20 protein-coding genes are annotated in these 24674 nt (G+C 40.3%); 2 read left to right on the plus strand and 18 right to left on the minus strand.

Going from position 1 to position 24674, the window contains the following annotated elements:
- Positions 1 to 6: 6 nt before the first annotated feature.
- Positions 7 to 1080 (plus strand): phosphotransferase enzyme family protein, encoded by a 1074-nt coding sequence (locus H4O18_RS09905; RefSeq protein ID WP_187584046.1) that lies wholly within the window; start codon positions 7 to 9, stop codon positions 1078 to 1080.
- A 23-nt stretch (positions 1081 to 1103) separates the two neighbouring features.
- Here the strand turns inward: H4O18_RS09905 and H4O18_RS09910 are convergent, their stop codons facing one another.
- The 4 genes from H4O18_RS09910 to H4O18_RS09925 form a co-directional block, all read right to left on the minus strand.
- On the minus strand, positions 1104 to 2120 hold the full coding sequence (locus H4O18_RS09910) for a LacI family DNA-binding transcriptional regulator (protein ID WP_187584048.1): 1017 nt from the start codon (positions 2118 to 2120) through the stop codon (positions 1104 to 1106).
- Between the two features lie 123 nt (positions 2121 to 2243).
- The gene (gene xylA / locus H4O18_RS09915) at positions 2244 to 3569 is read right to left on the minus strand and encodes a xylose isomerase (RefSeq protein ID WP_187584050.1); all 1326 of its coding nucleotides are present in this window, start codon (positions 3567 to 3569) and stop codon (positions 2244 to 2246) included.
- A 10-nt stretch (positions 3570 to 3579) separates the two neighbouring features.
- Complete coding sequence (locus H4O18_RS09920) at positions 3580 to 5061, minus strand: xylulokinase (protein ID WP_187584052.1); 1482 nt, start codon at positions 5059 to 5061, stop codon at positions 3580 to 3582.
- 296 nt (positions 5062 to 5357) lie between these two features.
- Entirely contained in the window at positions 5358 to 5942 is a 585-nt protein-coding gene (locus H4O18_RS09925) for a precorrin-2 dehydrogenase/sirohydrochlorin ferrochelatase family protein (protein ID WP_187584054.1), read from the minus strand.
- A 301-nt stretch (positions 5943 to 6243) separates the two neighbouring features.
- Here H4O18_RS09925 and H4O18_RS09930 point away from each other — a divergent pair, with 301 nt between their 5' ends.
- Complete coding sequence (locus H4O18_RS09930) at positions 6244 to 8529, plus strand: GH92 family glycosyl hydrolase (RefSeq protein ID WP_187584056.1); 2286 nt, start codon at positions 6244 to 6246, stop codon at positions 8527 to 8529.
- A 200-nt stretch (positions 8530 to 8729) separates the two neighbouring features.
- Here H4O18_RS09930 and H4O18_RS09935 read toward each other — a convergent pair whose 3' ends face one another.
- From H4O18_RS09935 to uxuA, 14 genes are all read right to left on the minus strand, one after another.
- Complete coding sequence (locus tag H4O18_RS09935) at positions 8730 to 9929, minus strand: glutamate-5-semialdehyde dehydrogenase (protein WP_187584059.1); 1200 nt, start codon at positions 9927 to 9929, stop codon at positions 8730 to 8732.
- A gap of 25 nt (positions 9930 to 9954) precedes the next feature.
- Positions 9955 to 10725, minus strand: coding sequence for a glutamate 5-kinase (gene proB, locus H4O18_RS09940; protein WP_187584061.1), 771 nt, complete (start codon positions 10723 to 10725; stop codon positions 9955 to 9957).
- Between the two features lie 3 nt (positions 10726 to 10728).
- The gene (gene proC, locus H4O18_RS09945) at positions 10729 to 11535 is read right to left on the minus strand and encodes a pyrroline-5-carboxylate reductase (protein ID WP_187584063.1); all 807 of its coding nucleotides are present in this window, start codon (positions 11533 to 11535) and stop codon (positions 10729 to 10731) included.
- Positions 11536 to 11934: 399 nt separating this feature from the next.
- Positions 11935 to 12492 (minus strand): helix-turn-helix domain-containing protein, encoded by a 558-nt coding sequence (locus H4O18_RS09950; protein ID WP_187584065.1) that lies wholly within the window; start codon positions 12490 to 12492, stop codon positions 11935 to 11937.
- 175 nt (positions 12493 to 12667) lie between these two features.
- Positions 12668 to 13669: a metallophosphoesterase family protein gene (locus H4O18_RS09955; RefSeq protein ID WP_187584067.1), complete on the minus strand. Its 1002-nt coding sequence runs from the start codon at positions 13667 to 13669 to the stop codon at positions 12668 to 12670.
- Between the two features lie 18 nt (positions 13670 to 13687).
- A complete protein-coding gene (locus tag H4O18_RS09960; protein ID WP_187584069.1) occupies positions 13688 to 14908 on the minus strand; it encodes an NAD(P)/FAD-dependent oxidoreductase in 1221 nt (406 codons plus the stop codon).
- A gap of 112 nt (positions 14909 to 15020) precedes the next feature.
- Entirely contained in the window at positions 15021 to 16283 is a 1263-nt protein-coding gene (locus H4O18_RS09965) for an MFS transporter (RefSeq protein WP_187584071.1), read from the minus strand.
- A 73-nt stretch (positions 16284 to 16356) separates the two neighbouring features.
- Positions 16357 to 17469 (minus strand): 2-aminoethylphosphonate aminotransferase, encoded by a 1113-nt coding sequence (locus H4O18_RS09970; protein WP_187584072.1) that lies wholly within the window; start codon positions 17467 to 17469, stop codon positions 16357 to 16359.
- Between the two features lie 65 nt (positions 17470 to 17534).
- The gene (locus H4O18_RS09975; RefSeq protein ID WP_187584074.1) at positions 17535 to 18962 is read right to left on the minus strand and encodes an aldehyde dehydrogenase family protein; all 1428 of its coding nucleotides are present in this window, start codon (positions 18960 to 18962) and stop codon (positions 17535 to 17537) included.
- Between the two features lie 19 nt (positions 18963 to 18981).
- Positions 18982 to 20199, minus strand: coding sequence for a phosphonoacetate hydrolase (gene phnA / locus H4O18_RS09980; RefSeq protein WP_187584076.1), 1218 nt, complete (start codon positions 20197 to 20199; stop codon positions 18982 to 18984).
- A gap of 321 nt (positions 20200 to 20520) precedes the next feature.
- Positions 20521 to 21831 (minus strand): TRAP transporter large permease, encoded by a 1311-nt coding sequence (locus H4O18_RS09985; protein ID WP_187584078.1) that lies wholly within the window; start codon positions 21829 to 21831, stop codon positions 20521 to 20523.
- Positions 21821 to 22309, minus strand: a complete 489-nt coding sequence (locus tag H4O18_RS09990; protein ID WP_187584080.1) for a TRAP transporter small permease — start codon at positions 22307 to 22309, stop codon at positions 21821 to 21823. Before H4O18_RS09990 ends, H4O18_RS09985 begins: the two co-directional genes overlap by 11 nt.
- Positions 22309 to 23304: a TRAP transporter substrate-binding protein DctP gene (locus H4O18_RS09995; protein ID WP_187584082.1), complete on the minus strand. Its 996-nt coding sequence runs from the start codon at positions 23302 to 23304 to the stop codon at positions 22309 to 22311. Before H4O18_RS09995 ends, H4O18_RS09990 begins: the two co-directional genes overlap by 1 nt.
- A 164-nt stretch (positions 23305 to 23468) precedes the next feature.
- Positions 23469 to 24671: a mannonate dehydratase gene (gene uxuA, locus H4O18_RS10000; RefSeq protein ID WP_187584084.1), complete on the minus strand. Its 1203-nt coding sequence runs from the start codon at positions 24669 to 24671 to the stop codon at positions 23469 to 23471.
- Positions 24672 to 24674 lie beyond the last annotated feature (3 nt).

Below are 24674 nucleotides of genomic sequence, written 5' to 3' on the forward strand. Positions count from 1 at the left end.
TAATTCATGATTACAGAAAAAACAGTTGAGCTCAACGAGCTTTTGGAAAATTTCTCCATAGAAAGGAAAACATATCAATTCCAAGGGATTAACCAGGGCTATATTAATGACACCTATTTAGTATTGGACAACAATTACCCGTTGTATATTCTTCAGCGGGTAAACCATAACGTTTTTAAGGATGTACATGGTCTAATGGGCAATATTGCAAACGCTTTCGAATTTTTGCAGGACCAAGATTATACTCCCATTGATCTCTTAAAAACCGATACGGCCAATTCCTACTATAAGCATGCAAAAACGGGGTATTGGAGGTTGATGACCTATATTAACAACACTACCGCCTATGACAATGCCACCGATACTGAAATTGCATTCCAGGCCGGTAAGGTAGTCGGGAAATTCCATCAACTGTTGGCAAATGCACCAATGGACAACTATGTGGATACCATACCACAATTCCATGATCTTTCATTACGGCAAAAGCAATTTGAGGAATCCCTTTTATCCGCAAAAAAGGAAAAATTGGAAACATCCAAAGCAGCTATTGCTTTTGCAAAGGAAACACTGGAAAAACTAAGAATATTGGATAATTCCAAGTTGCCTTTACGAGTTTGCCATAACGACACCAAATTAAATAACATCCTTTTCTCCAAGGAAGAAAATAAGGCACTCTGCCTTATAGATTTGGACACTATTATGAAAGGGTATTTTTATTTTGATTTTGGCGATGCCATAAGAACAGTTGCCAATACGGCTGCTGAAGATGAACAGGATCATGACAAGATTACTTTTGAGAAGCCGTTGTTTGAAGCCTTCGTAAAGGGCCTGGAGAGTAACGGTGCCTTTTTATACAAGGAAGAAATAGACCTACTGGCCTGGGGAGCCGTATTTATGCCCTTTATACATGGATTAAGGGCCCTAACCGACTACCTGAACGACAATATATATTACAAGGTATCTTACGAAAACCAAAATTTGGACCGCTGTCTTAGTTTGTTCGATTTTACCAATAAGGCGCTTCAGGAAATTGGGTACATGACCCAAGTGGTGAAGGAGGGCTTAACACCCATAGATTAATTCTATTTGGACACAGGGAGCAATTAAACCCTCTTTGTGGAATCCCTTACTATTAGACTGGTTTTAATGACCTTAGTAATATTATCGGTGTTTTTATTGTTCTCAATCCTTTCTATGAGCACTTTTGCCGCCGTTTCACCAATAAAGGTTCCATGCTGACTTACTGCAGTAAGTGCCGGTGTTACGTAACGGGACAATTTGCCATTAGTAAATCCGACCACGGAAATGTCTTCCGGCACTCTATATCCCCTCGCCTTGATCAATCTCAAGACCTCTACCGCCGTAATTTCATCCAAAGCCATTATACCGTCAATAGGCTTATAATTCAACATGAAGGTCAAAAGGACCTCTAGGTCGTCTTTCTTGCCAACCCTTAGTATTAATTTGTCATCATAAGGAATATGGGCCTCTTTTAGGGCTTTCTTATATCCATTCACCCGCAATCTACCAACGCTTGAATGGTCAATTGCGGTAACCAATGCAACCGTTTTACAACCGAGATTTAAAAAATATTTAGTGGTTTTATAGCCCGCCTCAAAGTCATCGACTATTACCTTATCACATAAGATTTCATCAGAAACCCTATCGAACATAACCAAGGGAACCTGTTCATCCAGTATATTCTGAAAATGACCTAGGTGATTTTTAAACTGGGTTTCCTCTGCCATGGACACTATTAGACCATCAACCGTACCACCTCCTAAAAATTCCAAAGTTGCCACCTCCTTTTCATAGGACTCATTACTGATACAGCTAAGTAAGCTATACCCACGTTCGTTTGCTACTTTTTCTATCCCCGAAAAAACTTGGGTAAAAAAATAATTGAGAATATTGGGCACCACTATCCCAATGGTTTTGGTCTTCTTTTGCAGTAGACTTAAGGCTACCTTATTGGGCCTATATTTATGTTCCTTAGCGTAAGTTTGAATCTTAAACTTTAACTCCTGGCTAATTTCATGGCTATCATTGATGGCCTTGGAAACCGTTGAAATGGAAACATCAAAAAATTGGGCAATCTCCTTTAGGGTTATTTTTTTCATAGAATCAACTTAAACCGAATTTCGGTAAAATAACTCCCATTATAATACTTTTAAAAGATATTTTGTAAAATCTTTAGATTGCAATATGTCAATTGCCCAATTTTCTAATAATAAATATGCTTGTTATATGTATTGATTGATGATGTTCTCGAACAACTCTTGTTTTCCACTCTGTAATTGTAATTCCCCATTTTCTTGGGCCATTTTATACAGTGCCTCCAAATTAAGTTTCCCGTTCTCGAAATCTTTTCCTTTTCCGGAATCGAAAGAACTATATCTTTCCGCCAGCATTTTCTCATAGGCAGAGGAAGAAATGATTTTATCGGCGGTAATCAACGCTCTTGCAAAGGTATCAGCCCCTCCAATATGTGCATGGAAAACATCGTCCAAATCCGTGGAGTTTCTTCTTATTTTCGCATCAAAATTTACTCCACCACCTTGCAGTCCTCCAGCTTTTAAGAAGACCAACATGGCTTCGGTAGTTTCTTGAATATTGTTTGGAAACTGGTCCGTATCCCATCCATTTTGGTAATCCCCCCGGTTGGCATCTATACTGCCCAACATTCCAGCTTTAGCAGCTACTGCCAATTCGTGCTGAAAAGTGTGCTGCGCCAAAGTAGCATGATTTACCTCTATGTTTATTTTAAAATCCTTTTCCAAGCCATATTCACGAAGGAATCCTATGGCAGTGGCCGTATCAAAATCGTATTGGTGTTTGGATGGCTCCATAGGCTTGGGCTCTATAAAAAAGGTACCTTTAAATCCTTGGGCTCTTGCATAATCCCTTGCCATTCCCAAGAATTGGGCCATATGGTCCAATTCGCGGCCCATATCTGTATTTAGCAGGGACATATAACCTTCCCTTCCTCCCCAGAAAACATAATTCTCGCCGCCTAGGGCTATGGTAGCATCCAAGGCCAATTTTATCTGCCCACCTGCTCTTGCCACAACATTAAAATCCGGGTTGGTAGCTGCCCCGTTCATATAGCGCGGATTGGAAAAACAATTTGCTGTTCCCCAAAGCAATTTAATGCCGGAAGCCGCTTTCTTCTCCTTTAGGTAATCCGTGATTATGGACAACCGCTTTTCCGATTCTGCAAACGTAGCCCCCTCTTGAATAAGATCAAAATCATGGAAACAAAAATAATCAAAGCCCATTTTACTGATAAATTCAAAAGCGGCATCCGCCTTATCTTTTGCCGCCTGTACCGGATCCGATGCTTGATCCCAAGCAAAATTTTGGGTCCCAGGTCCAAACGGATCTGCTCCCTGTCCGCAGAAGGTGTGCCAATAGGCAATGGCAAATTTAAAATGTTCGCGCATGGTTTTACCAGCAACCACCTGATCTGGATTGTAATATTTAAATGCCATAGGATTATCAGATTCCTTTCCTTCAAATTTAATGTCTCCGATACCCTTAAAGTATTCTTTGTTTCCTATTATTGCCATCTCTTTGTTTTTATGATTTAATGATTAGTTCCAATTCTTTTTTCCAATTTTCATATGCCTTTTGATAAGCACTCTTATCCTTCAACGGTTTAAAAGTCTTTACATGGTCGTTATTGGTTATATAAGTTCCAAATTTTTCAAATCCGCCTTCTTGGATTCCAGCGGCACGTGCAGCGCCAATTGCCCCTGTGGTATTGTAAATTTCAATTTCCTGTGACACTAGAGTTGCTACGGTATTGGAGAAAATTTCGGACCGAAATAAATTGTCGTTTCCTGCACGCATTACCTCTATGTTTATTCCGTCCGATTTCAAGATTTCCATACCATAGACAAAGGAAAAGGCTATGCCTTCCAGAGCGGCCCTACAAATATGTGCCTTGCCATGATTATTTAGATTGATGTTTACCAGTCTGGTTCCTACCTCCATATTGTTCAACATGCGCTCCGCTCCGTTACCAAAAGGAATTAAACATACTCCGTCCGAGCCTACAGGAATTTCGGAAGCCAAAGTATTCATTTCCTCATAAGAGTCCACATCCAAATTATTCAACAGCCAACGGTATTGAATTCCAGCTCCATTGATGTTTAATAATTTACCAACTCTTGGAGTTTTTTGGGTATAGTTGACGTGTGCAAAATTGTTCACCCTAGTACTCTCCTTACCAGAAAGATTATCCGTAACAGCGTATACTACCCCTGACGTACCACCTGTCGCCGCTACCTCTCCGGGATTAAACACGTTTAGGGACAAGGCATTGTTGGGCTGATCTCCCGCCCTATAAAGTATGGGAGTACCTATGGCCAAACCACTTTCTTCTGCACCTTGCTCATCTATTTTGGATTGAAGGCTAAAAGTATCTACAATATCCGGAATAAAAGACTTGGGAATACCGTAATGCTCCAACAACAGATCGGCCACTGAATCCTGCTCAAAATCCCATAGGATCCCTTCCGATAAGCCAGAAATAGTAGTATTGATAACATTTGAAAAACGATAGGCTATATAATCTCCTGGCAACATCAACTTATCCCCCAACTGGTAGAGTTCCGGTTCGTTTTCCTTTACCCATTTTAATTTGGAAGCCGTAAAGTTTGCTGGGGAATTCAATAAGTGGGTCTTACATATTTCCTCTCCTATTTCGACATAAGCTTCCCGACCTATCTCAACAGCACGACTATCGCACCAAATAATGGACTTCCGAACGGGCTCTCCCTGCTTATCCACCAAAACCAAACCGTGCATCTGATAGGCAATACCCACTCCCTTTATTTGGTCTTCCTCTACATCGTACTTTTGTTTAATTTTTTTAATGCCACTACAGACATACCCCCACCACTCTTTGGGGTCTTGTTCTGCCCAGCCATTTTTTAAGGCTATCATTTCCATTTCCGTTTCCGGCTCCTGCACCACCCCAACACTTTTTCCTGTGGCCACCTCCACCAAGGCCACCTTAATTGAAGAGCTGCCAATATCCAAACCCAAATAATACATATGTCTCAAAATTTTATAGGATATATTCCCAATATGGAAATCCTAGAAGATATAATCAAATATATTAAAATCTATATCACGGATAGCATTTTGACTTCCAGGAAATCAAAAAACGAAAGTAGATGCCAATAAAAATTTTTAGGACTTTCTCCTTGTAATAGATTAAAAATCAGGAATTTGTAATTTTTTTTCGCAACATCACGAAACTTTCCGAAAACGCTTTCGTAGAATTAGGGAATCAAAGTTGACATTCAGCAACCAATTCTATCGGACTATATTTGAACCTATTAGTAAATTCAGTCCTTTTTCTTGCTTACCAAACCTTTGGTGAACTCGTTCAATGTTTCTACTTTTTCCTCGAAGTCACCTTTTATGGTTTTTCGGAATTCGTTTAAATTTTGCACCAGATCATCTATATTCTCTGGAATTACATCTTCAAAAAATTGTCGCAGGCGCTTTGCGGTTGTGGGCGACTTACCGTTGGTAGAGATAGCAACTTTAACATTGCCCTTGGTTACGATCCCGCCCATGTAAAAATCACAAAAAGGAGGATTATCCGCTACATTAACTAGGATATGCCTTTCCCGGCAATCGTGATATACTTGTTCGTTTACAGCAACTTTATCGGTAGTGGCAATAACCATATGACGGCCTTCCAGGTAGGTTTTATTGTAACAATCCTTAGTTATTTTTACTTGATGTTTTTTGGCAAGTTCCAATGTTTCATGCAAAAATTCAGGCGCCACCATTTCCACTTGGGCATGGGGACTGGATTTAAGCATAAAAGTCAGTTTTTCCAAACCAACATTACCTCCCCCCACAATCAAAATATTGAGCTGGGACACCTTTAAAAAAATGGGGTATAATTCATTCCTTTCCATATTGCCTCTTGTTTTATTCCAATACACATGCACTTTTCAACAATTGCTTTTACCAATAAAAAAGCAATCCATTCAAAGATAAGGCACAAAATGATAGACCCTCTTTCATTTTGGATAGATTTTCAAATACACCAAAGTGTTTTTGTTAATTCAATGGAATATAGTGTTCATTTTTTTATTGCCATATTTAAAAGTGCTAATTTCGAGATCCAAAACTCTAAACTAACTTCAAACGATGCCTTTGCGTTCTTTTCATAATGAAATTAGCGATCGGCACCGGCACTACTCTAATTTATTAAATATGATCAACTACAAGAAAATTAAAAATCAAATGATATCCTTATTGTTATTGTTAACTTGGATAACATATGCACAAGAACCTGTAGATTATGTAAACCCATTGGTGGGAACGGATTCCAAACCAAGCATGTCCAATGGAAATACTTACCCTGCCATAGCCATGCCATGGGGCATGAATTTCTGGACCCCTCAAACCGGTAAAATGGGAGATGGCTGGGCATATACCTACTCAGCTGATAAACTAAGAGGGTTTAAACAAACGCATCAACCCTCACCTTGGATGAACGATTACGGCCAGTTCGCCATCATGCCCCTTACGGGAAAAACAAGATTTACCGAGGATGATAGGGCCAGTTGGTATTCACATAAATCAGAGATTGTAAAACCATATTACTATAGTGTTTATTTAGCAGATCATGACATTACAACCGAAATTACCCCCACAGAAAGAGCGGCCATGTTCCGGTTCACCTTTCCAGAAAATGAAAATTCACACGTTGTACTTGATGCTTTGGACAAAGGTTCCTATGTAAAAATTATTCCAAAAGAACGTAAAATAATAGGGTATACGACCAAGAACAGCGGTGGGGTACCAGATAATTTTAAAAATTACTTTGTGATGGTCTTTGATAAGGACTTCGAAACCACCAAGACTTTTAACGGGGAGCAACTATTGGAAGGTCTGGAGATTGAAACCGACCACGCCGGTGCCATTGTAAGCTTTAAAACAAAGAAAGGCGAGGTCGTTATAGCCAAAGTGGCCTCCTCTTTCATTAGCTATGACCAAGCTGAATTGAATTTAAAGGAACTTGGCTCCGATGATTTCGATACTATTAAAAAAAATGGAAGGGCTGCCTGGAACAAGGAGCTGGGAAGAATAAAAGTGGAAGGTGGAAGTGTAGATCAATTCAGGACCTTTTACTCCTGTCTGTATAGATCATTACTTTTTCCAAGAAAATTCTTCGAATATGACGCTAACGGAAAAGTGGTGCATTACAGCCCATACAGCGGTGAAGTATTGCCGGGGTATATGTTTACCGACACGGGATTTTGGGACACGTTTAGAGCATTGTTCCCTTTTCTTAACCTAATGTATCCAGAACTTAACACCCAGATACAAGAAGGTTTGGCCAATGCCTATAAAGAAGGTGGCTGGTTGCCGGAATGGGGAAGTCCAGGCCTAAGAAATGTTATGGTGGGTAACAATTCTGCTTCCGTTGTGGCAGATGCCTACCTAAAAAATGGAGACACCAACTCCTATGACATTGCCACCTTATACGAAGCGTTGATCCACGGAGCCAACAATGCCGGACCTTTGACAGCGGTAGGAAGAGCAGGGGTAGATTATTACAACAAACTTGGCTATGTGCCTTATGACGTAGGCATCAATGAAAATGCTGCAAGAACCTTGGAATATGCGTATGACGATTTTACAATTTATCAATTGGCCAAAGCCTTGAACAAACCAAAAAAGGAAATCAACCTTTATAAAAAACGAAGTCTGAATTATAAAAATCTGTTCGACCCAGAGACAAAATTAATGCGAGGCAAAAATGAGAATGGTGAATTTATGGCCCCCTTTAACCCTTTTAAATGGGGTGATGCCTTTACCGAAGGTAATAGCTGGCATTACACCTGGTCCGTTTTTCACGACATCCAAGGATTGGCAAATTTGATGGGTGGAAATGACGCCTTTGCCGCCAAATTGGATAAAGTATTTTCATTACCACCAGTTTTTGATGAGAGTTATTACGGCTCTGTAATCCATGAGATAAGGGAAATGCAGGTTGCCAATATGGGCCAATATGCCCATGGCAATCAACCAATTCAACACATGCCTTATTTGTATAATTTCGCAGGACAACCTTGGAAGACCCAATATTGGGTAAGGGAAACCATGGATCGTATGTATACCCCGGCACCTGATGGTTATTGTGGGGATGAGGATAATGGCCAAACCTCAGCCTGGTACGTATTTTCCGCTATGGGCTTCTATCCTGTTTGCCCAGGAACAGATCAATATGTTTTAGGTACCCCCTTGTTCCAAAAAACAACACTTATATTGGAAAATGGGAAGGAAATTAACATCAATGCTCCTAACAATAGTACTACCAACAAATATGTAAATGCGCTGACTTTAAACGGCAAGGCCTATTCCAAAAACTGGTTGAGCCATCAAGAATTGGTTCAAGGGGCTGTATTGAATTTTGACATGTCCGATACTCCAAACAAAAATAGGGGAACCAAAACCGAGGATTTTCCTTTCTCGCTATCTAACGAAAAATAAGAAACAGCGCCCTAAGAGGACTGGAAGATAAAGTGCAATAGCAATCTGTTCGAGCCTGACAATATAAAGGCTCGAACAGATATACTTCTAATAAAAATTTCTTTTCTCAAATTAAAAACGGCAGCCCCTAGAAAGCAATTTATAGCTTTAGGACTGCCGCACCGATATTCAAAATCCCGCTGGGGACTATAGTTTTTCTATCACACTCTTATTTGTCCATTCCCATGGACATAATATTTGTTGGTTACCAATTGTTCCAAGCCCAATGGCCCCCTATGGTGTAATTTATCTGTACTGATGGCCAATTCGGCACCAACACCCATTTGTCCGCCATCGGTAAACCTAGTAGAAGCATTGTGGTATACGGCAGCACTATCTACCTGATCCATAAACTCTTTGGCCACATCACTGTTTTTGGTCATTATGGTAGCCGAATGCCCTCCTGAATATTTGTTGATCATTTGAACTGCCCCATCCAAATCCTCTGCAGCCCCTAAAACACACTTCATTGCCAAAAATTCTTCATACCAAATATCTTCGTCCTTTATTTTAGAGCTTTCAGGAAGTACTTCAGCTACCTTATTATCCACTAAAACAGAAACTCCGCGCTCACTTAGGATGGCCTTAAGCTCTTTGATTCTACTCGAGAAATCATCAATATTTACATCGACCAAAATTTTGTCCAGCGCATTGCAGGCCGAAATCTTATCGGTTTTGGCGTTGAGGATTACCTCCAAACTTTGCGCCCAATCCGCATCCTTGTCAACATATAGGAAATTATTGCCCCTTCCACTGACCAATACGGCACATTTGGCATGTTCCTTTACAAAGGCGATCAATCGCTCTCCTCCTCGAGGTACTATTAGGTCCAGCTTTTCGGTAGGATTCCTCAAAAAGGCCTGAGTTTCTTCCCTATTCATATGAAGCAATTGGATCCAGTTGTCATCCAAACCATTTTCTTCAAGTGCTTGATGCCAGCATTTTTCCAATACAATATTACTGTGAACGGCTTCCTTTCCTCCTTTCAACAAAATTTTATTATTGGCCTTAAAAGCCAAAACGGCAGCTTCAATAGTAACATCCGGTCTAGATTCATAAATGATCATTATGGTTCCAAAAGGGGCTGTTTTATTTTCAATTTTCAATCCGTTTTCAAGTACTTGTTCAGATTTTATTTTACCCACTGGATCTTGCTGTTGAAGGACCTCCGAAATGGCTCCGATCATTCCTTCCACTTTTTTTTCATCTACAATGAGCCGATCGTACATTGCCCTGTCCTCTTTATCAAAAAGATCAAGGTCTTTTTTATTTGCAGCTATAATTTCAGGTTTTTTGCTTTCCAAAATACTCATCATGGATCGCAACACCTTATTTTTTATTTCTGTATCTAATAATTTCATTCGTTTATTTTTTCGTTACTAAACCTTATACCGTAATCTTGGTACCTACGTTCTTCCCTTCAATAATATCCAGAATAACCCGCTTTCTTTTTCCATTGGCTATATAGGTAGGAATATTCTTGGAAGCGGTCTGCTTAGCGATATTTAGTTTGGAGCCCATGCCACCTCTACCTTCGGCCTCACCTTTATCAATGGACTTTATATACTGTTCCACATTCTGATCTACGCTAACGTTCTCTATCACTTCCGTATCCTTATCATCTGGATGTCCGGTATATAGTCCGTCCGTATCCGTTAGGATAATCAATTTATCAGCCTTGGTAAGTTCTGCAACCAGACTTGCCAACTCATCGTTGTCAGAAAACATGGATTTGGTTAGCGAAACCGCATCATCCTCATTGGCAATAGGTACTACCCCCTCGGCCAACAAGCCCTCATAACAATTGATCATATTATCGCGATGGTTTCCAGGGTTAAAATCCCGTTTTGTAGCCAGTACCTGTGCACATTTCATTCCATAATCTTGAAATATGTTGTAGTAATGGCGCATCATCCTAGGTTGCCCAATGGCCGAATATACCTGTCGTCGAGTTGCCTTATCCGTTATCTGACTCTCGCCCATCACTTCCATTCCGGCAATTACCGACCCTGAAGAGACCAAAACGGACATTATATTCCGCTCGTACAATTCTGCTATCTGTTGTACCAAATGATCAAGAACAGGCTTAACGATCCTGTTGTCCTTGTTGGTCATTACATTGGTACCTACTTTTATGACTACTCTCTGTTTATACATATCTTATTTGTCCTTTCCCAGCTCTACTGCTCTATTAAAAGCGGAATAGGCTGCTTCTTTTATCAGTTCCTTTACATTGTTATCTTCCATAGAATCCAATGCTGCCCTAGTCGTCCCTCCTTTAGATGCTACTCTATCCATCCAAGAATTGGGGGAAAGATCGGATTGATTGAATAGGTCTACGGCTCCTTCGAAGGTGTGACTTACCAACATCTTGCTATCATTGGCCGAAAAGCCCATTTTTAAGGCAGCTTCCATCATACTCTGCATAAAATAAAAAACGTATGCAGGTCCACTTCCTGAAATTCCAGTGGAGGCATCAATAAATTTTTCGGAACTCACTAAAATAGATTTTCCAGTGGTATCCAATAAATTTTCTATAGTCAATAATTCTATTCTAGATACCTCTTCCGAAGCCGTATATGATGTTACACCTTTCCCTATCTGCGCCGGCAAGTTTGGCATTGCCCTGACAATTTTATGAATCCCGAGCCCTTCTTGCATCGATTTTATGGTTACCCCGGCCATAATTGAAATAACAATTTGTCCTTCATTGACGAGGCTTTTCATCTTCTTAAATAAATCCTCACTATGGTAAGGTTTCACGGCAATAAAAATAAGATCTGCCTTAGGTACACAATCCTCTAAATTTTCGTGTACTTCAAAATGTAAAATCTTTTTTAAGGACAAGGTCTTCTCTTGAGAACTGTCCAAAATCATTAAATTTCTTTTTTTAAGTAGTTTTGATTTTGACATGGCCTCCGCGTAGGTCAATCCCATGTTCCCAGCCCCAATTACTAATACTTTCATGTATTGTTTTTAAGTTATACTTTATTTACACCCCATTTGGTACAATAACCGTGCGATTACCCTTTTAACGATATAGAGTTTAACTGTTGATATGGCATTATCATAGTTAAAATTTATACCCAAGCGCTAGCCTTTGCTATAGCTAGGATTGAAGCTTTTAAAAAACTCGGATAAATATGGGTTTTGGCCACTGGACATGCTTTAAGCCATTTCCAGAACCTGACAAAATGGTGCAATTGAGCAGAAACACAAATGAAAAACCAACCAAACAGTGGGATTGGCATGCTAAAAACACCTTCCCTGGAGAAGGACTTAATTCTAGATGGAATAATTAATCAATTCACAGCGCAATAATGAAGTCATCCCGATGCCTTGTGAATAGTCCAAGGCTAAAAGTATTTAGTGCAAAAAGTAAATTTTTAACATGGTGGCCTCCTCATTGAATTCATTGGAAACCCCGTGGGGTATTGATCCGTCAAAATACAAAAGATCACCTTTTTCCAAGAGGACCTTATCTTTTTTAAGCAAGTAATTAACCTTTCCGCCAAGAACATAAATCAATTCATTGGCATTTGTAGAAATGGGTTTCCGATATGCCCCAGCGGCAACATTAACAATATAGACCCTAATGCTACTATCGGAGGAAGTACTGGAGAGCAAATGGGTATATTCCAGATTAACGGAATCTTCCCGATCTTCCTTGGTCCCCATGCCATTTTTTATTACTATATAATCTCCAGAAACATTGGATGACAGGTCCAGCTCTGACAGATCTATACTAAGCGTCTGCATTATTTTTAATAAAACAGGTAGGGATGGCGTAGTTCTTAAATTTTCAATCTTGGAAATAAGGCCAGCACTAACGCCGGTCCTTTTCGCCACTTGTTGCAAGGTTAAATCTCTTTTTTGGCGGGCCAATTTTAATTGTCTGCCAATATTTATAAGAATATCATCCATTTAGCTGCTGTTGGTCATTGGCTAGCAAATAACTAGCCGTAATATGTGTTACGTTGCAAAAATAAGCAATTATTTTTGGCAAAACCATGCGCAAAATTTTAATTGATTTCAGCTTCCATTGGATTGAAATCTATTCTTTCAGCCTACTTTTCCAAAACACCTTAATTATGGTTTTCTATTTCTTTTTAAAGTTTACATTTCTATCACTTATCGAAGCGGAGAGCCTTGGGGCATCGGGATGATTCTTTTCGGAAGGGGTCGGACGCATAAAGCTACTTTTCCTTCCCTCAATAGAAATTTGACCGGAAGAATCTAGGGTTAAAAAGGCGAAAATGGAATCCTTGTACATAGCCCTACTGCCATCGGAACCATATCCATCGCCAACATAAAAATAGGAAGCACTGTTCATTTGAAAATAATGGACATTGTTGATATAACTATGATCATCAACATGATGGTGACCGCAGAAACAGGCTACTACTTTTTGGTAATCCGTTCTATTATTGGCATCATCTATTACTTTTCTAACGGCAAACCTACTGGGAGAGGACCAACCATCCCAAATTTCGTCAAAGGCCTGATGGGAAATAATAATGGTTTGCTTATCCGTTTTTTCCAAATCCTGTTTCAGCCATTCAATCTGTTCTGGATTTACCAAGCTTCTATTTGCCTGATCAATATAAAAATTCGCATTGGCATAATCCTCATATTTTCCATCCTTCATAATATAGTTGCCATCCATTATCACAAAATGAAAGTCACCTTTATCAAAGGAATAATAGTTCTTTTCCATTCCAAAAAAATCCATTGCTTCCTTCTTGGTGACCTTATCCATATCATGGTTTCCCAGCACATGATATTTCTCACCCTTGTAGGTATTCCAGAGGTCCATACATTCCTGGGATTCTTCCGTTGCATAACAAAAATCACCGCCTTGAATGATAAAATCCAATTTTCGGGAGGAAGCCTCCTTGATGAAAACCTCCAAACGCTCTAATCCATCTGAACAAAATCCGTGGTGGATATCAGTGATAAAACCAATTGAAACAGCATTATTCGCAACGACTTCCTTTTTTGGAGCAAAGGCATAAGCAGCCGTAGTCCCCACACCCAAGGCCAAAGAGCCCAAACCTATGTTCGACATAAACTTACGACGTCCTTTATTTTGATTTTGCATAAAATGTTTTTTTGTTAATTAACCACTTACCTTATTGGATCTGGCAGCGGCGCATTTGTTTAACCAATCGTCACCAAAGGGGTCTATTTCACCAAACCTTGAAATTTCAAACTCTGAAAAATCCATGGGATTTGACCTACCGGAAGCCATTTCCGCAATACCCAGGCCTACACCTCCGGCCACCGAAATACCCGCCCCGCAACATCCGGAAGCCACTAGAAAACCCTTTGTACCCGGAACTGCCCCCAATACTAATTGGGAATCGGGAGTGTAACCCGAAAATCCCGCCACGTAATACTTAATCCCCATATCATAGAAGGCAGGAAAAAATCGCGCAAGTCGCTCCCCGTTTTCAAAAAGATCGTCCATTCCTTCATCGGCACTAAATACAAAATCCGTTATGTCCTTTGGCACTTCTTTGGGCGAAGTGACCAGAGATTTACTTTCCCTTATCCCAAAGAGCAAACTACCCCCTTCAGGACGGGCATAAGCTTGGGCATCCGGCAATAACACCATAGGCGAATCTGTTGGGAAAATATCGGCCCTTTCTGTAATCCAGTATTGGCTTCTCACTGGTGCCATGGGAAGACCAGCTCCTATTTCCTCAGCTAAAATTGGCGCCCAGACGCCTGCAGCATCTACTACTGTGTCCGCATATATTTCCCCTTCCGCGGTCTTCACCCCTTTAACATTTTTACCCTCATGTATCAGGCCCAAGACTTCAACTCCTTGACGAATTTTTGCTCCATGTTTTCTAGCACATCTAGCAAAGAATGTCCCTAGCATATAAGGGTCACAATAGGCTTCATTGGGCACAAAACCAATATTCAGAGCCTCGTCCACTTTTAGCCATGGCGCTTTTTTTTGTGCCTCCTCTTTAGTTATATAATAGGCCACCTGTTTGTATTCTTTGGCAATTTCCATAAGCTCCTCCAGATCCATGACCTTGGCTTCACTAGCTGCCACGTGCATCATACCAACTACCTTAAAATCCAAAGTCTCCCCCAATTCTTCCTCCATTTCCTTGGCCACATTAAAGGTCTCAATGGTTAATGGAATATAAGACCGCTTGGAGCGGACCATGGTCATTAGGGCAGCGGCTCTACTGGTAGCCGCGTTATTAAGTTCGTTGCGCTCCAATAGTACCACTTCTTTTTCCGGATTATTTTTACTGTAGTAATAGGCAATTGCACAACCAAATATACCACCCCCAATTATTACTAAATCGGTCTTTTCCATTGAATTGTATTTCTTCTATTGCATATTATTTATAGCCAAATCATTTTTCTTCTACTTTGAAATTGGAATAAAATGATATTGGAAATAACAGTTATTATTACCCTCGATAGACCTAATCCGTACTTTGCTGGTTCCACTTTAAAGCGGCCAATCCACCTCCAATAAACGACATGATGACGAAAAAGTAAAATAGATTGTCCCAGCCGTAATACTCGTTAATAGCCACTACTATAAAGCCCGAGAACATCTGTCCCACAGACCCCATGCCATTAATTATGCCAGCAGCCATTGCGGCTCCTTTGGTACCGCCAACATCCATTGACCCCGCAGTGCAGATAAGGGAATCGGGTCCGTAAGTGGCAATCCCGATAAGGGCTATACTGATTATCGTGGCTATTTTTCCGTAAGGAACCATATAGGGATGGACAAGACAGGCAAGACCCAATCCTATCATCATAATAGCTACTGTACTGAATCGATTGGATTTGAAGATCTTATCCGAGCTGTAACCCGCCAGGATGACCCCAAAAAAGCCTATCAACTCATATACTGAAGACATATAACCTGCATCGCTTACATCATAATGCAACGCTTTCTCCAAATACACTGGCAGCCAGAATAGAAATGCATATCTGGTCATTTTAAGGATCATATAGCAACTGGAATAGACCCAAAGGGAACTGTTCCTTAGCAACAGGCCCAATATTTTAAGTTTCTCTGCCTTGGCACCTCCCTCAAATTCATACTTATTTTCAACGATTTTGGGCAGGCCAATGTCTTCCGGATTATTTCTGGTAAACAGAAGGTACAGGATGGCAATAACAAAAAGTATTAGAGAAGGGAAAATAAAACCTCTTTTCCACCCCAGCTCCGACAGGAAATCCATATCGAATGCCACATAAGTGGCAAAAATAGTAGCTAGAAAGCCCCCGGTAACATAACAGGTAGACCACCACGACATGACTATTCCACGTTCCGTTCTTCTAAACCAAGGGGTCATATTCTTTATTAATCCGCTCCATCCAGTAGATTGCCCATAACCATTTGCCGCTATAAGGAAAACTATCACCCCTGCAGAAAAGGTCATCCCCAGAAATAAGTTTCCAATTGCAGCCAAAAACAGTCCAAAAGTGACCACTTTTCTGGGCCCAAAAGTATCCGATAAGTACCCATTTACAAATTGGCCTATGGTATACACCAAACTGTAAACAAAAATAATGGAAGCATAATCAGAGTTGTCCAGGCCCAGGTCTTTTTCCATGGAACTCCAGGTGACCGACAAGTTTTTCCTACCGAAATAAAATCCCGCATAGGCCAGCCAAGTGAGAACAAATATTCTTTTCCTCCAATACTTCTGATCAGCCGTTAAACTCATGGTTTGACTTTACACTTAAATTAAACTTTATAAAGAATCGTAGACATTTAACAAACGATAATCTGTACGGAAATTACGCTTTTATAAAACCTATTTTTTCAAGGTATTCCTTTAAGACCTTTAGAAAATTTTGAATATCGGTATAATCTATCTGACCTATATTGGATATCCTGAAGGTGTCATAATTATTAACCTTACCCGGGTAAATGGTAAATCCTCTTTCGAAGAAAAAATCGTGCATTTCATCAAAATCATATTTTTCATTCTTAGGCTCAATAATGGAGGTGATTATTTTTGAATGATGCTCTTTATCAATTAAATATTCCAGCCCCATCTCCCCTATTCCACTTAATAATGTTTCCCAAGACTTGGCATACCTTGCATAGCGCTTTTCAATAGTTTCTGCCTTGGTTTCTATTATGGCCTGTTTTAAGGCATAAAACGTTTGCACAGGAGGGGTAAATCTTGTTTGATGTGTTTTTTCAAAATAGGCGTATTGCGCATATAGGTTAAGATACAAGTTCCGCATTGGAATGGATTCTGTTGCCAACAAAGCCTTTTTATTGCATATGGCGAATCCTATTCCGGCCATTCCCTGAATATTCTTATTGGAGCTTGCGGCCAAATAATCTATATTCATAGCTTTCATGTCTACAGGTATTGCGGCAAAACCGCTCATGGAGTCCACAATAAAACTTACATTATAGGTAGCACATAATTTTCCAACCGCTGTGATATCATTCAACAAACCAGTAGTGGTTTCATGATGGATCATGGCCAAATGGGTCAATCCCTTTTCACGTTTGACTACTTCCTCCAGGGCCTTTAAGTCAATAGGTTCTATGGAAGAAGATTCAAAAACCACGGTATCCAATTTATAAATTTTGGTGATCTGACACATTCGCTTACCATAGGCTCCATTGTCTATGATAAGGATACGACCATTTTCAGGAACCACGGAACTCAATATGGCCTCTACTGTTGCTGTACCCGAACCCCCGAACATTACTGTGGCATACTCCTTGGGATCACCTACGAATTTGGTGATTTCAGTGGCACAATATTCCATTAAATCGCCAAACTCTTTTTCCCTAGGGCAAATATCAGTAACTGCCTGAGCCAATTTTACGGAGTCCGTAGTTGTTGCAGGACCGGGGTTCAACAACACATTTCTTTTTATTTGCATGTAATATTTTTTTCGATTAAGATTTATACTTACTCAAATAATGATTGAAAAATTTAAATATATCCCTAGGCAATATCCCAAGGCAAGGAATAGGTCTTAACATAGGTATACCCTTTCATGGTCTCTATTACCCCTTCCTTATACCCCAAGCCGGAATCCTTAACTCCTCCAAAAGGAGTCCATTCCAATCGATAACTTGGTGCTTCGTTTACATTTACCGTGCCCGTATCCAACTCGGTAATTACCCGCTGAATGGATGGCCAGTGATTACTTACTACACCTCCGGACAAACCATATGGAGTATCATTGGCGATATCTATTGCTTCATCCAAAGTTGTGAATCGTATTATTGGAGCAACAGGACCAAAGGTCTCTTTTGCAACCACTTCATGGGCATTTTGCACATGGTCTAATACGGTAGGGGCATAAAGGGCACCATCCCTTTTATGTCCAGCCAAAAGCACTGCACCATTATCTATTGCATTTTGGACACGCGCTTCCATTTCCATGGCAGATTCCTCAGTAATAACAGTTCCCATATCGTTTTCAGCATTATAGGGATCCCCATATTTTAAGGCTTTTACTCGAGTTGCCAATTTGGCGGCATAGGTGTCCGCTATACTCTCGTGAACCAAAATCCTTCTAATGGCCGTACAACGCTGGGCCGAATTCTTAAAAGTCCCAGACATGGTTACCTCTACTGCCTCATCTATATCGGCATCTTCGAGAATTAACAATGCTGAACTTCCACCAAGTTCCAAAACCAATTTTTTATATCCTGCTTTGGAGGCTATTATTTTCCCCACTTTACTTCCTCCAGTAAATGAGACCATAGTAATTTCCGGATGTATGGTCATCATTTCAGCTGTAGCCTGTACATCGGCACCATTGATCACATTCAACATATTTGGCGGCAGCCCACAATCCAACGCCAGTTGGGCAAAATAATATGCCGACAGCGGTGTTTTTTCAGAAGGTTTTAAAACCACTGTATTGTTGGTCGCGATTGCGGGAGCTATTTTGTGAACCACTTGGTTCATAGGATGGTTGAACGGCGTAATACAGCTGATCAATCCTAAGGGAACACGAGTAGTGTAGATCCTTCTGGGTTTTCCGTTTTTGGAAACATCACAAGGAAACACCTGGGAATCATCATCCAATGCCTTCATAGCGGAAAATCGCAACACATCGGAAACCCTACTGGCTTCATAGCGGGTATCCTTTAAACAAAGTCCCGTTTCATCGGTAATCATTTTGCTGACCTCATCAACCCGCTCCTCAAGGGCATTTGCAATCTTGTTCAATATATCATAGCGCTGATAGCGCGTAAGGGTCATCTTGGTATTTTTGGTATCCGTTAAAACCTTATCCAAAGTTTTTGTATCTATGGATGACACCCTACCCACCTGTTTCTTGGTAAATGGATTATAAATATCGATCCATTCACCGCTTTTCACCTGTTTTCCATTGATTATACTTCCAAATTCGATCATAGCAGTGTTTTTAAATGGTTTAATTAGAAAATCCGTTACTCAAAAAGTGGAACAGATCAAAATTCCTACTGGTACCAGATGCCAATTTATTACTGTATTCAGTGTTCAATTTCTTATTGAATATCATTGGCACCTCTTGACAGTGCTCTCCACCATGTGAACGCAAACCTTCCTTCACCTTGTCCAGTTCGTGCCAATCCGGGGTTCTTCCAATAGTAGTAGCAGAATCTGCCAATACTACCAAATCTCCTATTCTATCTCCTGGTAATTCAAATTCTTCCACAGCTTCCTTATTAGTCAGCACCTTTTCAATTCCGTCAAGGGACAACAAATATTCCTTGGCCGCCTTTAACTGTGATTTATCCTCCAAATACAGAGTCCCATAGCCACCTAAGGCTCCGTGATGTACTACATAGGGATCTGTAATCGGTAAAATTACCCTTGACTTAATATTTTGGGCATCCAGAAGTTGTTCTATAAACTGAACTTTGGGACTGCCATCCGGATTGGTCTTGGCCTGCATTCCATGATCTGCGGTTACACCAATAATGGCACCCAACTTGTCCAACTCACCCAGCCAAAGGTCAATTTTCGATAAAAAATCGTTCGCATCTGCACTTCCAGGGGCATATTTATGTTGCACGAAATCCGTTGTAGTCAGATACATAACATCAAAATGTTCCCTCTTCAACAACTTGGCCCCGGCCTCAATACAATAAACAGAAATATAAGGGTCATAGATTCCTGGTCTTTCCTTGCCCATTAATCCTTCCTCTACATTTTCAATACCGTTTTCTTCCATTGTGGCCTGATTGGCAAATTCTGCAGAAAAGCAAATGCCGTCCAGATTATGGGCCAACATCTTCCGCAACTTATCCTTGGCGGTCACTACTGCAACCTTTCTTCCATTTTTGCTCAGTTCAGACAGGATTGTAGGTACTTTTAAATACTTTGGGTCGTTCATCATAACCTCCTGTTGCAGCTCTGTATCCCAATAAAAATTTCCGCAAATTCCGTTTACTTTTGGGGTAACTCCAGTAACTATAGCCATGTTATTTGGGTTGGTAAAAGATGGAATAACACTTTTCACCATTCCCATAGAACCTTGCTTTATAAAACGTTGCAAATTCGGCATCACTTCTTTGGCGCCTTCATAATATGGATAAGAGGTTCCATCCATACATATTCCAATAATGGTCTGCTTTTGCTTTGGGTAACTTCTGTCGTTAATGTTCATGTTTAAGAATAACTTTGCGTTGAATAAATATTTTGCACTAAAGTACAAAAATTTTACATATAGGATAATTTTTGATGTTAATATTAATGGCCGTAACAATAGGCATAAACAGCATTCATAACCATATTAAATTAGCAAAATCCCAAAGCCTATAAATTAAGTAAACAGTAAATTAAAGTTCATTAAAATGACAAGAAGTGCCTATAAATAAGCCCTTTAAGTGGCAATAGACAGGAAATTATAACAGTTATGTCAAAGGCACAAAAAAACCCCTATTACATAAAATCAATAGGGGCTTGGTTTAAAATATAAAATTGTGATTTAATCGATCAAGCCAAATACTCTTGGTAGCCATAAAGATAGTTCCGGCACATAGGTAAGGATCAACAATACGGTAGTCATCGCTGCCAATAAAGGCAATAATGGCTTTATAACTTTTGTGACCGGTACTTTGGCTACACCACTACCTACGAAGAGCAGCGTTCCTACAGGAGGGGTACATACCCCAATACATAAATTGAGAACGATTACCATTCCAAATTGAACCGGATGCATTCCCAATGCCATTACTACCGGTAAAAATATAGGTGTAAAAATAAGTACCGCCGGGGTCATATCCATAAAAGTACCCACAACAAGTAAAGTGATATTAATAAACAGCAACACCAACAAGGGGTTCTTTACAGATTCCAAAAGGAAGCCTGTTAATGACTGCGGAATGGATTCAAAAGAGAACAACCAGGACATGGCCATGGAAGTTGAAATCAAGAACATAACAATAGCTGTTGTCTTGGCACTGCGAAGAAGAATAGGCCTAAAATCGGCAAACTTTAATTCCTTGTTTACGAAGCCCAATAAAACAGCATAAACTACGGCAATTGCCGCAGCTTCCGTAGCCGTAAAAATTCCAGCAACGATACCACCCACTACTATTACCAATAGGGTTAAACTTAAAATAGCATTTTTAAAATCAATGAACAGCTTTTTAAAGCTCACTCTTTCCTCCTTGGGCAAACCTTTTTTTCTGGCATACAAATAGACCATGAACATAATGGCCAGTCCCACCAATAATCCTGGTATATAACCTGCAATAAATAATGCAGCCACCGAAGCGGTACCTCCACTGGCCAAGGCAAATATTATTAATACATTACTGGGTGGTATTAAAAGCCCGGTAGTGGATGCACTAATATTTACAGCTGCACTAAACTCCCTGGGATAGCCATCCTTTGCCATTTTCTCTGTCAAGGTACTCCCAATAGCAGATGCAGCCGCAATGGCCGATCCGGAAATGGCCCCGAACAACATAGCGGAAATTATATTAACGTATGCCAATCCCCCGGGCAAACTTCCTATAAGTGATTTTGCAAAGTCGATCAAACGATTGGCAATGCCTCCCCGGTTCATTATTTCCCCGGCCAAAATAAAGAAGGGGATGGCCAGTAATGCAAAATTATCGATACCTGTTGTCATTCTCTGACTAACAGTGGTCGTAGCGGGCATATAAGCTATATTGATCAGTAAGGTAATCGTTGTAGATATACCAATGGCATATGCCACAGGTACGCCATAGGCCAACAAGCCCATGAAACTAATAAACAATACTATTATACTTATGGTTTCAATACTCATTGTTGTTGGCGTTAAAGGTTATTTTAATGTGATACACGGAAAAGAAAATGATCATAAGGCCGCAAATTGGCACTATGGCATAAACATACCCAAGTGGCACTAACAATGCCGGGGACAACTGTCCCAACTTTAGTGTGGTGTAAACCAAATTACCTCCTCCAATAACCATAATAATCAAGGCAAAAACCGCCATAACCACCTGTATTATTCTATGTCTCCTTTTTTGCTTGTCCGCTGGAAGTTTGGACAATAAAAAATCCATGGAAAGATGGCCTTCTTTCTGTCCATTGATATAGGCAGCACCCAAAACCGTTAACCATATCAATGAAAATCTGGCGAATTCTTCTGTGAACGAGCTGGATTGCCCCACTACGTACCTTGAGACTACCTGCCATACCACGTCAAGCACCAATAAACTATATATAAGTACTAACAATCCCTCAATGGCCCTATTCAATATTCTATACGTCGTTTGCATTATTGATTGTTGATTTCTTCGATTATTTTTTTCATCTTGGGATCCTTCATCAATCCCTCCAAAATTGGCTTCGTTTTTTCAACAAAGGGACTTTTATCCGGATTATAGATTTCCACATTGGCCTCTTTTAAGATTTTCATACCCTCCTCCACGTTTTCCTTCCAATATACTTTTTGTTTCTTCACACTTTCATCTGCCGCCTCCTGCAACCATTTTTTTTCAGTATCGCTAAAGGTATCCCAAAACTTGGTACCCACTACTACGACGTCCGGTACCATACTATGCTCGTCCAGTGTATAGAATTTACACACCTCATAATGATTGGAAGTTACAAAGGAAGGGACATTGTTCTCCGCACCATCCACTACCCGTTGCTGAAGAGCGGTATAAAGTTCCCCATAGGCCATTGGAGTGGCGGAACCACCCAGATCGTTTACCATGTTAACGGCCATTTGATCGTTCATAACCCTAATCTTTTTTCCCTTTAAGTCCTCTGGGGTTTTTATAAAGCCGTCCAAGGTATAAAAGCTTCTACTACCTGCATCATAGAAACAAAGACCCCGAAGCAGAAATTCGCTGCCTCCCTCCAAAAGTTCCTTTCCTATTTTCCCCTCCAATACATTGAACATATGCTCGCTGTCCCTAAATAAATAAGGTACTCCCAAGACCCTGTATTCCGGGGCAAAACTGGACATTGCGGCCGCACTTACCTTTGTCATGGCCACACTGCCGATCTGCAGCAGTTCCAAAACTTCCCTTTCTGTACCCAACTGCCCATCTGGAAATATTTTGATCTGCAACTTTCCTCCTGATTTTTCATTAAGGGCCTCTTGCATGGCCACGATCCCTTTATGGACAGGATGTGTAATAGGCAAGGAATGGGCGAAGAATAAAGTTTTGTGATTTGTTATATCAGAACAAGAGTATAGCCCTAAACACGCCAAAATCCCAATGGCAACAATAAATTTTCTCCCTAGGGTTTTATAATCCTGCATATACATTTTGTTTATTCGGTCGTTAACGTTAACGTAATTATCGTTTATATTTGATTTCCAAACCTTAAAAATACTCTTTTTTTGAACTTTAGCAATAATTCCTTACAATTCTAGCCAAATAATTGCGCCTTCCATAAAAATCTCCACTCTATTTTAAATTTTCATTAAGTAGCTTTCATAAGCATTTCCCTAATGCCCTTTTCCAGGCCATAGAGCTCGGCCATACCTATGGCTCTGCCAATCAGGGAGTATCCGGAGTAGAACTCATCCTTTCTTTTCTTGTCATCCAACAATACATGGCCATGATCTGGCCTAATGGGAATTGCCACCTCTCCAAGACCACTATTTTGCCTTCTTAGTTGCTCATTAACAATAGCCTCCATTAACTTGGGCATGGGTATGGAACCATCTAAATGTGCCGCTTCATAAAACTTACCATCTTCCTCCCTAGATACATTTCTTAGATGTAGAAAATGAATTTGAGGCCCAAAATCCCGAATAATCTTAACAAGGTCGTTGGTACCAACAGCCCCTAAAGATCCTGAGCAAAATGTTAATCCATTACTGGGAGACGGAACACAATCCAGAATAAATTTTAAATCTTCGTAAGTCGATGCAATACGGGGAATACCAAATACAGGAAATGGTGGGTCATCTGGATGCAAAGCCATTTTTACACCCAACCTTTCGGCCTCCGGAATAACCGATTTTAAAAAATATGCTAGATTTTCCCTGAGGACCGATTTTTTAATCTTACTGACCTCCTCAAGGGTAGACCTAAAATCAGCTAGGGCAATGGCCTCCTTGGACCCTGGCATCCCAGCCAAAATAGCACTTTTTAGCAGCTCACGTCCCTGATGGTTCAGTGTATTATAATAATGTTTGGCCTTTTGGACCATTTCATCACCATAGACCTCAGCTGCCCTATCCCTTTGCAAGATGAACAAATCAAACGCAGCAATAGCCACAGGATCGTACAACAAACTTATTGCCCCAGTTGGAAGCTCAAAATTTAAATTAGTACGGGTCCAATCAATCAATTGCATAAAATTATAGCAGACTACCTTAATTTTGTTCTCTGCCAAATTCTTAAGGGTCTCAATATAATTATGAATGTAGATGTCCCTTTCGGGCAAACCGTATTTAATAGCCTTATGGATATTAACACTTTCCACTACGGACCATTCCAGGCCGTTGGACTCAATTTCTTTTTTAAGTTCACCTATAATCTGTGATGACCAAACCTCACCAATGGGCACTTGATGGCAAGCAGTTACTACTCCAGCAACACCAAGCTCCTTGATATCCTTTAAGGACACTCCAAAACTAGGTCCGAACCACCGTAGAGTCTTCTTTAAATATTGCATGGG

It is taken from the genome of Arenibacter arenosicollis (genome assembly GCF_014397245.1).
GTDB lineage: Bacteria > Bacteroidota > Bacteroidia > Flavobacteriales > Flavobacteriaceae > Arenibacter > Arenibacter arenosicollis.

Excerpts from the sequence above, each read along its gene's own strand:
- H4O18_RS09905 (WP_187584046.1), top strand. The coding sequence starts at position 7 with ATGATTACAGAAAAAACAGTTGAGCTCAACGAGCTTTTGGAAAATTTC.
- H4O18_RS09910 (WP_187584048.1), bottom strand. The coding sequence starts at position 2,120 with ATGAAAAAAATAACCCTAAAGGAGATTGCCCAATTTTTTGATGTTTCC.
- xylA (WP_187584050.1), bottom strand. The coding sequence starts at position 3,569 with ATGGCAATAATAGGAAACAAAGAATACTTTAAGGGTATCGGAGACATT.
- H4O18_RS09920 (WP_187584052.1), bottom strand. The coding sequence starts at position 5,061 with ATGTATTATTTGGGTTTGGATATTGGCAGCTCTTCAATTAAGGTGGCC.
- H4O18_RS09925 (WP_187584054.1), bottom strand. The coding sequence starts at position 5,942 with ATGGAAAGGAATGAATTATACCCCATTTTTTTAAAGGTGTCCCAGCTC.
- H4O18_RS09930 (WP_187584056.1), top strand. The coding sequence starts at position 6,244 with ATGATCAACTACAAGAAAATTAAAAATCAAATGATATCCTTATTGTTA.
- H4O18_RS09935 (WP_187584059.1), bottom strand. The coding sequence starts at position 9,929 with ATGAAATTATTAGATACAGAAATAAAAAATAAGGTGTTGCGATCCATG.
- proB (WP_187584061.1), bottom strand. The coding sequence starts at position 10,725 with ATGTATAAACAGAGAGTAGTCATAAAAGTAGGTACCAATGTAATGACC.
- proC (WP_187584063.1), bottom strand. The coding sequence starts at position 11,535 with ATGAAAGTATTAGTAATTGGGGCTGGGAACATGGGATTGACCTACGCG.
- H4O18_RS09950 (WP_187584065.1), bottom strand. The coding sequence starts at position 12,492 with ATGGATGATATTCTTATAAATATTGGCAGACAATTAAAATTGGCCCGC.
- H4O18_RS09955 (WP_187584067.1), bottom strand. The coding sequence starts at position 13,669 with ATGCAAAATCAAAATAAAGGACGTCGTAAGTTTATGTCGAACATAGGT.
- H4O18_RS09960 (WP_187584069.1), bottom strand. The coding sequence starts at position 14,908 with ATGGAAAAGACCGATTTAGTAATAATTGGGGGTGGTATATTTGGTTGT.
- H4O18_RS09965 (WP_187584071.1), bottom strand. The coding sequence starts at position 16,283 with ATGAGTTTAACGGCTGATCAGAAGTATTGGAGGAAAAGAATATTTGTT.
- H4O18_RS09970 (WP_187584072.1), bottom strand. The coding sequence starts at position 17,469 with ATGCAAATAAAAAGAAATGTGTTGTTGAACCCCGGTCCTGCAACAACT.
- H4O18_RS09975 (WP_187584074.1), bottom strand. The coding sequence starts at position 18,962 with ATGATCGAATTTGGAAGTATAATCAATGGAAAACAGGTGAAAAGCGGT.
- phnA (WP_187584076.1), bottom strand. The coding sequence starts at position 20,199 with ATGAACATTAACGACAGAAGTTACCCAAAGCAAAAGCAGACCATTATT.
- H4O18_RS09985 (WP_187584078.1), bottom strand. The coding sequence starts at position 21,831 with ATGAGTATTGAAACCATAAGTATAATAGTATTGTTTATTAGTTTCATG.
- H4O18_RS09990 (WP_187584080.1), bottom strand. The coding sequence starts at position 22,309 with ATGCAAACGACGTATAGAATATTGAATAGGGCCATTGAGGGATTGTTA.
- H4O18_RS09995 (WP_187584082.1), bottom strand. The coding sequence starts at position 23,304 with ATGCAGGATTATAAAACCCTAGGGAGAAAATTTATTGTTGCCATTGGG.
- uxuA (WP_187584084.1), bottom strand. The coding sequence starts at position 24,671 with ATGCAATATTTAAAGAAGACTCTACGGTGGTTCGGACCTAGTTTTGGA.